The sequence below is a fragment of the Brevundimonas sp. genome, from assembly GCF_031082345.1.
Classification (GTDB): Bacteria; Pseudomonadota; Alphaproteobacteria; order Caulobacterales; family Caulobacteraceae; genus Brevundimonas.
The window spans coordinates 1-9,798 of sequence record NZ_JAVHLH010000088.1 but is presented as its reverse complement, the minus strand read 5'-3'; the positions used below and the strand labels follow the sequence as shown (position 1 = coordinate 9,798).

The following is a 9,798-nucleotide window of genomic DNA, read 5'->3' as shown; positions in this document are numbered from 1 at the left end:
CCCGTCCGCCGGAGCGCCGGGCCTGGCGCGCGGCGGCCGTGGAAAGCGTGTCCGGCAACAGCGTGCGGGTGCGCACCGCCGCGGATGGCGCCACCGGGACGCTGCTGACCGTGGACGCCGCCTGGGCCAACGCCAACCGTCCGCTGAAGCGCGGGGACCTGATCTTCGTCGAGCCGCGGAACGGCAATTTCGCGCTCAAGCAGGTGCCGGCCGTCAACGGCGCCCTGGTGGCCATCGAACCCCACTCCGGGCGGGTGCTGGCCATGGTCGGAGGCTATTCCTACGCCCTGTCGAGCTTCAACCGGGCGACCCAGGCGGAGCGGCAGCCCGGCTCGGCCTTCAAGCCGTTCGTCTATGCGGCGGCGCTGGAGGGCGACTACACCCCGGCCTCGATCGTGCTGGACGCGCCGATCAGCTTCGCCGGCGGGGCCAACGGCGGACGCTGGACGCCTGAGAACTACAGCCGGGAGTATTACGGTCCGCAGACGCTGCGGCGCGGGCTGGAGCTGTCGCGCAACGTCATGACGGTGCGCCTGGCCCAGGCGGTCGGGATGAACAACATCGTCGACCTGTCGAAGAAGATGGGGGTGTCGGACACCCTGCAGCCGAACCTGTCCGTGTCGCTGGGGGCCGGGGAGACCACGCCCTACCGCCTGACCGCCGCCTACGCCGCCTTCGTCAACGGCGGGCGCAAGATCGACCCCTATCTGATCGAGGTGGTGCAGGACCGGAACGGCGAGACCATCTTCAGCGCCGACGAGCGTGACTGCCGCGACTGCGGCCGCCCGTTCAGCGGCCAGGAGTCGCCCCGGCTGGAGCCGCGGGGGACCCAGGTGATCGATCCGATCACCGCCTATCAGATGAGCTCGATGCTGGAGGGCGTGGTCCAGCGCGGCACCGGCGCCAGCGCCCGGGGGCTGGGCCGCTGGGTCGGGGGCAAGACCGGCACGACCAACGAATACCGCTCGGCCTGGTTCGTCGGCTTCTCGTCCGACATCGTGGTCGGGGTGTTCATCGGCTTCGATGACAACCGCCCGCTGGGCTCGGGCGAGACCGGGGCGACCGGGCCGGTGCCGGTGTTCACCGACTTCATGCAGGTGGCGCTGAAGAAGCGGCCGGCGCGGCCGTTCGTGCGGCCCCGCGGGGCCGTCTTCCGCACGGTCAACGGCATCGAGGAGGCCTTCCGCCCCGGCACCGAGCGCCGCCGCGAGGAGGAGGCGCCGCGGCCGCAGGTTCCGACCGGCCCGCAGAACTACAACGACGTCGTCCGCCGCGAGCGGGAGGAGGCCACGGGCGCGCCGCCATCCACCGCGCCGTCGACACCGCCCCCGGCGACGCCGCCGCCGGCCAAGAAGGAGCCGGCGGAGGATCTGAGCGGGCTGTACTAGCCCCCAATCCCCACTTCCCCTTTCCCTTGGGCGCTGACCGCTCTATGTCCGCGCCTCACCTTTGTATCGCCGGAGAATGCGATGAGACCGGATGTCGAGGCCATGAAGGCCGACATCGAGCAGAGCGTCGCTCTGCTCAGGAGGCGTCTTTGACTGGGATGTCGCCGTCCGCAAGCTCGATGAGCTGAACGCCCGGGTCGAGGACCCGACGCTATGGGACAACCCCGACGAGGCCCAGGCCGTCAGCCGCGACCGCTCGCGGCTGGAGGCCCAGATCAACACCGTCCGCGAGATGGAGCAGGGCCTCGAGGACGGGGTCATGCTGGCCGACATGGCCGACGAGGAGGGCGACGAAGCCACCCTCGAGGAGGCGCGCGCCTCGCTGAAAGCGATCAAGGACCGCGCCGCCCGCGCCGAACTGGAGGCGCTGCTGTCCGGCGAGGCTGACGGCAATGACGCCTATCTGGAGGTCAACTCCGGCGCCGGCGGCACCGAGTCCAATGACTGGGCCGGCATGCTGCTGCGCATGTACAGCCGCTGGGCCAAGGCGCACGGCTACGAGGTCGAGCTGGAGGCGGAGGAGGGCGGCGAACAGGCCGGCATCAAGTCCGCCACCATCCTGATCAAGGGGGCCAACGCCTATGGCTGGCTGAAGTCGGAATCGGGCGTGCACCGGCTGGTGCGCATCAGCCCCTATGACGCGGCGGCCAAGCGCCACACCTCGTTCGCCTCGATCGGGGTCTCGCCGGTCGTCGACGACACGATCGAGATCGACATCAATCCGGCCGACGTGCGCACTGATACCTACCGGGCCTCGGGCGCGGGCGGCCAGCACATCAACAAGACCGACTCGGCCGTGCGCCTGACTCACGTTCCGACCAATACGGTCGTGGCCTGCCAGGCCGGTCGCTCGCAGCACCAGAACCGCGAGCAGGCGTGGAAGATGCTGCGGGCGCGGCTGTACGAGCTGGAGCTGCAGAAGCGCGAGGCGGCGGCCCAGGCGCTGGCCGACGCCAAGACCGACATCGGCTGGGGCCACCAGATCCGCAGCTACGTCCTGCAGCCCTACCAGATGGTCAAGGACCTGCGCACCAACGTCGAGACCTCGGACACCCAGGGGGTTCTGGACGGCGACCTCGACGCCTTCATGGGCGCGGCCCTCGCGGCCCGGGTGGGCGAGACGCGCGGGTCGACGGTCGAATAGCAAAAAGGCCCCGGATCGCTCCGGGGCCTTTTCTCTTTCCGCGACCGAGGCCTACGCTCCCGGCTTCATGTCGATGACCTGGGGGCGGTCGTCGCCGTGCGGCGGCGCACTGCTGCCGGCGGCGGTGGAGGGCTTGGGCGCGGCGGCGGGCGCCTCGCGGCGGCCCTGCAGGACGCGGCCCTGGAAATAGGCGCCGATGTCGATCGACAGCTGTTCGGCGGTGATGTCGCCGTCGACATAGGCCGTGGCGATCAGCTTGACCTGCTTGCCCGAGACATTGCCGACGATGCGGCCGCGGACCTCGACATAGTCGGCCGAGACGCCGCCCTCGACCGCGCCGGTTTCACCGACGATCAGGCGGCCGACGCGCACGTCGCCCTTGATGGCGCCGTCAATCTGGAGGTCGCCGGCGCCCGAGATGTTGCCGTCGAACTGCAGATCCGAGGACAAGGTCGACAGGCCGCGCTGCGACACCGGCGAAGGGCCGCCCCGCGCAGCCGGCGCCGCCGCAGCGGGCGCGCCCGGGGTCGGCAGATCCGGCAACGGCGGAATGGCGGAGCCCGTGTCGGAGCGGGGCTGCGGGGCGGGGGATTTAGTCTTGTTGAACAAGTTGGTCTCCGGCTCTCATGAAGCGGGCGGGGTTTTGCGGACGGCCGTTCATCCACACCTCATAGTGCAGGTGAACGCCGGTGGAGCGTCCGGTCGTGCCCATGGCCCCGATGCGCTGGCCCAGCGCGATGCGCTGGCCGGGGCGGACGGCCATGGAATTCAGATGAGCGTAGCGCGTCTTGAAACCTCGCCCATGATCTATCTCGACCGTGTTGCCATACCCTGAACGGACGCCGACGAAAGACACGATGCCGGGAGCGGGCGAGCGGATCGGCGTGTTGAGCGCGGCGGCGAAGTCCTGGCCCTGATGCAGGGCCGGGCGGCTGTTGAACGGATCGAAGCGGACGCCGAAGCCGGAGGTGGTGCGGGCGTCCGTCGGGCGATGGAACGGCATGCCCTCGGCGGCGTCCGCCAGGGCCCGCATGTCGGACAGATTGTCGGCGGCGCTGCGGATGCGCACGGCGAAGGCCTCGTCGACGTCTAGGATGGCGGCGAGGGCGCGCGGGTCGCGGGCCTCGACCAGCGGACCGCCCAGGCCGGCGCCGTTGCGGGGCGCATAGGCGGAGGGGTTCAGCCCGGCGAGGCGGAAGGCCAGGCGGAGGCGCTCGGCGCGGGTCTGGGCCACGGACTCGGCCCGGTCGATCAGCCGTTCCTGATCCATCCGCACCGCCAGCATGCGCTGCACCGGCGTGTGCTCGCCGGGGTCAAGAGACGGGGCGGGGGTCAGGGCGGCCTGGGTGCCGTCGACGCCGCGGAACATGCCCATGACCTGGGTCAGGGCGGCGTGCCGGCGCTCGACCATCTGGGCCATCTCGTCGAGCGAGCCCGTGGTGGCGGTCATGCGCACGACAGCGCTGTCCAGGCGCGCCTGGAGATCGGCGTTGAGGCGTTCGGAGGCGGCGCGGGCGCGGGCCACCGTACGGTCGGCCTGGCTCTGCATGATCAGGTCGAAGGTAAAGCCGCCGGACGCGACCAGGAACCATCCCCCGATGAGGACGGCGGCGGCGGCGCCGAGCGCCTGACGACCCGGAGTCAGGGCCCAGGCGCGGACTTCGTCGCCATTCCGCAGATACAGATACCGGGTCGGAAACCACCGACCCATCAGAGACCTTCGGCCAGTCGTCTGTTCGGTCATTACGCTACGCCCCCACGCACGGCAGGGGTTATGCGCCACCTTTGCGGCTGGGGACAAGTCTGTTCACGACTTGTTAACCATCCCTGGATGGGTTCACGCGAACTTTGACGGTATTCGGCGTGGTTCTTCGCCTGTCAGGCGTATCCGCGAATCTGTGAGAACGTTGTTACATCTCTTGGGCCGTAGATTCGTCCGCGTTCAGAGCGACCGGACGGCGTCCAAGACTTCCGCGGCGTGTCCCTTGACCCTGACCTTGCGCCAGACCCGCCGGACCACGCCCTGGCCGTCGATCAGGAAGGTGGCGCGCTCGACGCCCATATAGGTGCGGCCGTACAGCGATTTCTCGACCCAGACGCCGAAGGCTTCCGTGACCTCGCCCGGTTCGTCCGAGGCGAGGACGACCCTGAGGTCGTATTTGGCCTTGAAGCGGTCGAGCTTCTTCACCGGGTCGCGCGAGACGCCGATCACCACGGCGCCGGCGGCGGCGAAGTCGTCGGCCAGGGCCGAGAAGTCCTGGCCTTCCGTGGTGCAGCCGGGCGTGTCGGCCTTGGGATAGAAATAGAGGACGCAGAGCTTGCCCTTCAGGGCGGCCGACGAGACGCGGCCATCGCCGTCGGTCGCCATGTCGAAGGCGGGGGCCGGCTGGCCTTCGGTGATGTCGGTCATGCGGTTTCCTCAGACGGGGCGGACGAGTACGATCTTTTTCTTGCCGGCGGCCAGTTTCAGGACGCCGTCGGCGTTGACGTCGGCGGCCTCGATCAGGCGGGCGCCGTCGGTGATGGCCTCGTCATTGAGGCGCAGGCCGCCGCCCTGGGCGAGGCGGCGGGCCTCGCCGTTGGAGGTCGTCAGGCCGGCCTTCGCCGTGACGGCGGCGATCATGGCGCCGATGACCTCGTCCTTGGGCAGTTCGACGGTCGGGAGATCGACGGACAGCCTGCCCTGCTCAAAGGCGGCCTCGGCGGCGCCGCGGGCGTGGGCGGCGGCGTCGGCGCCGTGGAGCATGGTGGTGGCGGCGTCGGCCAGGGCCTTCTTGGCGTCGTTGATGGCGGCGTCCTCGAGCGTCTCCAGCCGGGCGATCTCGTCCAGCGGCAGGTCGGTGAACAGGCGCAGGAATTTGCCCACGTCGGCGTCGTCGACGTTGCGCCAGAACTGCCAGTAGTCATACGGGCTCAGCTGTTCGGCGTTGAGCCAGACCGCGCCCTGGGCGGTCTTGCCCATCTTGCCGCCCGAGGCCGTGGTCAGCAGCGGGGTGGTCAGGCCGAAGGCGGTCTTGTGGTCGACGCGGCGAACCAGATCGACGCCGGAGACGATGTTGCCCCACTGATCCGAGCCGCCCATCTGCAGGGTGCAGTTCCGGGCCCGGTTCAGTTCGAGGAAGTCCACCGACTGCATCAGCATGTAGTTGAACTCGAGGAAGGTCATCGGCTCCTCGCGCTCGAGGCGCAGCTTGACCGAGTCGAAGGCCAGCATCCGGTTGACGGTGAAATGCGTGCCGTATTCGCGCAGGAACTGGATGTAGCCGTAGGTCGACAGCCATTCGTCGTTGTCGACCATGACCGCGTCGGTCGGGCCGTCGCCGAAGGTCAGGAAGCGTTCGAAGACGGTGCGGATCGAGGCGATGTTCGACTGGATGGTCTCGTCGGTCAGCTGGGGGCGCGAGGCGTCCTTGCCGGTCGGGTCGCCGACCTTGGTGGTGCCGCCGCCCATCAGGACGATGGGCTTGTGGCCGGTCTGCTGCAGGCGGCGCAGCATCATGATCTGGATCAGGCTGCCGACGTGCAGCGACGGGGCGGTGGCGTCGAAGCCGATGTAGCCGGTGATGACGCCTTCGGCCGCCGCCGCGTCGAGCTCGGCCGGGTGGGTGATCTGGTGGATGTAGCCGCGCGCCTGCAGGGTCTGGAGGAAGGCGGACTTGAAGGCGGGCTCGGTCATCGGATCAGGCTTGGCTTGGAAGGGAAGGGGCGTGTAGCACGGTCGCCGCCTGGGCCGAAACGTCCGCCGCTCCCTGCATTCGTCATTCCGGGCGAAGCGCAGCGTAGACCCGGAACCCAGCGGCGCGCGCGAGCGCGACCCTGTCGGGAGCGCCGATGGCGCCGATCGGATCAGTACGCCAGGGCCGGTGTTTCGCCGCCGTCGCGGCGCCGCTGGGTCCCGGATCGCGCCGCTGCGCAGCTTGTCCGGGATGACGAAAGAATATGAGTGATGCTCTCGCCGGGAGGCGGGGCCGTTGGCGTCTGCACAAGCCCCGTGGCAGACAGGCCGGATGCACGTCCTGACGCCTCATCCGACGACGGGCTCGACTCCGGTGGACCGGATCGAGGTCGAAATCGAGCGACTCGGCGAGATCGGTCTGAGGCTACGCTATCAGGCCTTCGGAGACCTGAGCCGGCTGCGCGCTCCAGACTTCGAGAACCATGGGCGGACGGACGGCCTGTGGCGGAGCACCTGCTTCGAGGCTTTCGTGAAGCCCGAAGGGGATAAGGGGTACCTGGAGTGCAATTTCGCCGGGCTTCAGTGGGCCACTTACCGCTTCACGGACTATCGGGAGGGCATGGTCGAGGCCGCTGTCGAGCCCTGGATGATCGAGGGTGGGGTCGACTGGCTTTCGGTCGAGATCGATCCGGGTCGCTTCGCACGTCCCGACCTGCCGGCGCCGGCCTGGCGCATCGGCCTCTCCGCCGTCATCGAGGACATCGGCGGCGGCATCTCCTATTGGGCCCTGGCCCATCCTCCGGGTAAGCCTGACTTCCACCATCCCGACTCGTTCGCCCTGACCCTTCCGCCCCCGGAGCCCGCATGAAGTTCGGCCTCGACCGCCTGCTGTCCGACCCCGCGCTGCGGGCGCCGCTGAAGGGGCGGCGGGTGGCCGTGCTGGGGCATCCGGCCTCGGCGGCGGCGGACCTGACCCATTCGCTGGATGCGCTGGCGGCCTGTCCGGACATCCAGCTGACCGCCGCCTTCGGGCCGCAGCACGGCATGCGGGGCGACCTGCAGGACAATATGATGGAGACGCCGGACGAGACCGATCCGCGTCACGGCATTCCGGTGTTCAGCCTGTATGGCGAGGTGCGGCGGCCGACCGAGGCGTCGATGCAGACGTTCGACGTGCTGCTGGTCGACCTGCAGGACCTCGGCTGCCGCATCTACACCTTCATCACGACGCTGCTCTATGTGCTCGAAGCGGCGGCGGAGCACGGCAAGACGGTGTGGGTGCTGGACCGGCCCAATCCGGCCGGGCGTCCGGTCGAGGGGCTGACGCTGCGGCCGGGCTGGGAGAGCTTCGTCGGAGCCGGGCCGATGCCGATGCGGCACGGCATGACCCTGGGCGAGCTGGGGCTGTGGTTCATCGACCGGTACAAGCTGGATGTGGATTACCGCGTCATCACGATGGAGGGCTGGGAGCCGGAGGCGGGGCCCGGCTACGGCTGGCCGCTGCTGGAGCGGGAGTGGATCAACCCCAGCCCCAATGCGCCCAATGTGTCGATGGCGCGGGCCTATGCGGGCACGGTGATGCTGGAGGGGACGACGCTTTCGGAGGGGCGCGGAACGAGCCGACCGCTGGAGCTGTTCGGGGCGCCGGATATCGACGCGCAGGCGGTGATCGGCGAGATGCAGGCGCTGGCGCCGGCGTGGCTGGAGGGCTGCGTGCTGCGCGACTGCTGGTTCGAGCCGACCTTCCACAAGCACGTCGGGACGCTGTGCAACGGGGTGCAGATGCATGTCGCCGGGCCGGCGTATGACCATGCGGCGTTCAAGCCGTGGCGGGTGCAGGCCCTGGCCTTCAAGGCGATCCGGCGCCTGTATCCGGACTACGACCTGTGGCGGGATTTTCCGTACGAATATGCGTTCGGCAAGCTGGCCATCGACGTGATCAACGGCGGGCCGGCGCTGCGGGACTGGGTCGATGACGCGGCGGCGACGCCGGCGGATCTGGACGCCCTGACCCTGCCGGACGAGGCGGCATGGGCGGAAGAGCGGAAGCCGTTTCTGCTGTATTGAGCGATCAGGCCGGCTTCTCTTCCAGCCGCTTGTCCAGATAGAGGCCGACGCGGCGGTCGACGGCGTCGATGTGGTCCTGCCAGAAGTGGGTCGCGCCCTCTTCCAGCTCGTAGTCGATGACGATGCCCTTCTGGGTGCGCAGCTTGTTGACCACGCGCTCGACCTCCACCGGCGGGACGACGGTGTCGTTGGTGCCGTGCAGGAACAGGCCCGAGGCCGGGCAGGGGGCGAGGAAGCTGAAGTCGTACATGTTCGACGGCGGCGAGACCGAGATGAAGCCGTCGGTCTCGGGGCGGCGCATCAGCAGCTGCATGCCGATATAGGCGCCGAACTGGTAGCCGGCGACCCAGGTCTGGGTGGCGCCGGGGTTTTGCGTCTGCAGCCAGTCGAGGGCGGTGGCCGCGTCGGCCAGTTCGCCGATGCCGGAATCGAACTCGCCCTGGGACTTGCCGACGCCGCGGCTGTTGTAGCGCAGGGTGGCGAAGCCGCGTTTCACGAACAGCTGGTACAGGGTCACGACGACCGGGTTGTTCATGTGCCCGCCCGCCTTGGGGTGGGGGTGCAGGATCAGGGCGATCGGGGCGTTCGGGCGTTTGCCCGGCGAATAACGACCTTCGATGCGGCCCGAGGCCCCGGGCAGAATGACTTCAGGCATGGGCGGCGCGAATTCCCGTGTTCAACTGTCGTTTCGCAGCTGCGTAATACTTGACCGCGCCGGTAGGACTTTCTAAGTCCGCCCTGCGTGCCGACGCCTTTGCGAAGGCGCGGGTTCTAGCACAGGACCCTCGAAAAGCGCGCAAATTTTGAGGGCGTGCGATGCGACTTTCGACCAAGGGACGATACGCCGTGATGGCGATGGCCGATCTGGCCAGGAACGGCCGCACGGACGGGGTGCAGCGGGCCGTCTCGCTGGCCGAGATCGCAGCGCGCCAGGAGATTTCGCTGAGCTATCTGGAGCAGCTGTTCGCCCGCCTGCGAAAGAGCGGCCTGGTGCAGAGCGTGCGCGGACCCGGCGGCGGCTACCGGCTGGCCAAGGGCGCGCATGAGACGGTGGTAGCCGAGATCGTGCTGGCGGTGGACGAGCCGATCCGCGCCACCCGCTGCATCGGACATTCCTCGCCCAAGGGCTGCATGATGGCCGGGGAGCGCTGCATCACCCACAATCTGTGGGAAGACCTCGGCGACGAAATCCACCGCTATCTGGCGGGCGTATCGCTGGAGGACGTGGTGATGAACCGCACCGGGCGGCGCCGGCGGACGTCTGAAAGCGATGTGGGAGTGGCGGCGTGAGCGCGGTCTATCTGGATTACAACGCCTCGGGTCTGGTGCGTCCGGAAGTCCGCGAGTCCATGGCCGAGGCCCTGGCCGACGGCGGCAATCCCAATGCGGTGCACGCCGCCGGCCGCCGCGCCCGGGCGCGGGTGGAGACGGCGCGGGCCCGGGTGGCCGAGCTGATCGGCGCC

At 69.1% G+C, this 9,798-nt stretch carries 11 protein-coding genes; 6 read left to right on the top strand and 5 right to left on the bottom strand.

Translation table 11 applies throughout. The features are described from left to right. Together RDU12_RS07595 and prfB are read left to right on the top strand one after the other, a co-directional pair. Positions 1-1,388 (top strand): penicillin-binding transpeptidase domain-containing protein (locus RDU12_RS07595; RefSeq protein ID WP_308684375.1); only part of this gene is annotated, 1,388 nt, incomplete at its 5' end. A gap of 81 nt (positions 1,389-1,469) precedes the next feature. Then, positions 1,470-2,592 (top strand): peptide chain release factor 2 gene (gene prfB, locus RDU12_RS07590; RefSeq protein WP_300293511.1). Its coding sequence is split into 2 segments (ribosomal slippage): positions 1,470-1,538 and positions 1,540-2,592, totalling 1,122 coding nucleotides; the frame shifts between segments, so codons are not numbered across the junction. A 51-nt stretch (positions 2,593-2,643) separates the two neighbouring features. On the opposite strand, the gene RDU12_RS07585 is transcribed toward prfB, so the two are convergent. From RDU12_RS07585 to tyrS, 4 genes are all read right to left on the bottom strand, one after another. Continuing rightward, entirely contained in the window at positions 2,644-3,201 is a 558-nt protein-coding gene (locus RDU12_RS07585; protein WP_308684374.1) for a polymer-forming cytoskeletal protein, read from the bottom strand. Further along, positions 3,185-4,303 carry a peptidoglycan DD-metalloendopeptidase family protein gene (locus RDU12_RS07580; protein ID WP_308684373.1) on the bottom strand — a complete coding sequence of 373 codons (1,119 nt, stop codon included), beginning with the start codon at positions 4,301-4,303 and terminating at the stop codon, positions 3,185-3,187. The genes RDU12_RS07585 and RDU12_RS07580 overlap by 17 nt, the downstream gene beginning before the upstream one ends. 231 nt (positions 4,304-4,534) lie before the next feature. Further along, the gene (locus tag RDU12_RS07575; protein WP_300290918.1) at positions 4,535-5,002 is read right to left on the bottom strand and encodes a peroxiredoxin; all 468 of its coding nucleotides are present in this window, start codon (positions 5,000-5,002) and stop codon (positions 4,535-4,537) included. A gap of 9 nt (positions 5,003-5,011) precedes the next feature. Continuing rightward, positions 5,012-6,268 carry a tyrosine--tRNA ligase gene (gene tyrS / locus RDU12_RS07570; RefSeq protein ID WP_300290916.1) on the bottom strand — a complete coding sequence of 419 codons (1,257 nt, stop codon included), beginning with the start codon at positions 6,266-6,268 and terminating at the stop codon, positions 5,012-5,014. A gap of 331 nt (positions 6,269-6,599) precedes the next feature. On the opposite strand from tyrS, the gene RDU12_RS07565 reads away from it, so the two are divergent. Together RDU12_RS07565 and RDU12_RS07560 are read left to right on the top strand one after the other, a co-directional pair. Beyond that, on the top strand, positions 6,600-7,136 hold the full coding sequence (locus RDU12_RS07565) for a DOMON-like domain-containing protein (protein ID WP_300290914.1): 537 nt from the start codon (positions 6,600-6,602) through the stop codon (positions 7,134-7,136). Next, positions 7,133-8,335, top strand: a complete 1,203-nt coding sequence (locus RDU12_RS07560) for a DUF1343 domain-containing protein (RefSeq protein WP_300290912.1) — start codon at positions 7,133-7,135, stop codon at positions 8,333-8,335. The genes RDU12_RS07565 and RDU12_RS07560 overlap by 4 nt, the downstream gene beginning before the upstream one ends. Positions 8,336-8,339: 4 nt before the next feature. On the opposite strand, the gene RDU12_RS07555 is transcribed toward RDU12_RS07560, so the two are convergent. After that, on the bottom strand, positions 8,340-8,990 hold the full coding sequence (locus RDU12_RS07555) for an alpha/beta hydrolase (RefSeq protein WP_300290910.1): 651 nt from the start codon (positions 8,988-8,990) through the stop codon (positions 8,340-8,342). A gap of 161 nt (positions 8,991-9,151) precedes the next feature. Between RDU12_RS07555 and RDU12_RS07550 the strand changes: the two genes are divergently transcribed. Together RDU12_RS07550 and RDU12_RS07545 are read left to right on the top strand one after the other, a co-directional pair. Next, positions 9,152-9,625, top strand: coding sequence for an Rrf2 family transcriptional regulator (locus RDU12_RS07550; protein WP_300290908.1), 474 nt, complete (start codon positions 9,152-9,154; stop codon positions 9,623-9,625). Next, positions 9,622-9,798, top strand: a 177-nt coding sequence (locus RDU12_RS07545; RefSeq protein ID WP_308684376.1) for an aminotransferase class V-fold PLP-dependent enzyme, incomplete at its 3' end; no start/stop codon positions are given. The genes RDU12_RS07550 and RDU12_RS07545, both read left to right, overlap by 4 nt.

Excerpts from the sequence above, each read along its gene's own strand:
- RDU12_RS07580 (WP_308684373.1), bottom strand. The coding sequence starts at position 4,303 with ATGGGTCGGTGGTTTCCGACCCGGTATCTGTATCTGCGGAATGGCGAC.
- tyrS (WP_300290916.1), bottom strand. The coding sequence starts at position 6,268 with ATGACCGAGCCCGCCTTCAAGTCCGCCTTCCTCCAGACCCTGCAGGCG.
- RDU12_RS07555 (WP_300290910.1), bottom strand. The coding sequence starts at position 8,990 with ATGCCTGAAGTCATTCTGCCCGGGGCCTCGGGCCGCATCGAAGGTCGT.
- RDU12_RS07560 (WP_300290912.1), top strand. The coding sequence starts at position 7,133 with ATGAAGTTCGGCCTCGACCGCCTGCTGTCCGACCCCGCGCTGCGGGCG.
- RDU12_RS07575 (WP_300290918.1), bottom strand. The coding sequence starts at position 5,002 with ATGACCGACATCACCGAAGGCCAGCCGGCCCCCGCCTTCGACATGGCG.
- RDU12_RS07565 (WP_300290914.1), top strand. The coding sequence starts at position 6,600 with ATGCACGTCCTGACGCCTCATCCGACGACGGGCTCGACTCCGGTGGAC.
- RDU12_RS07550 (WP_300290908.1), top strand. The coding sequence starts at position 9,152 with ATGCGACTTTCGACCAAGGGACGATACGCCGTGATGGCGATGGCCGAT.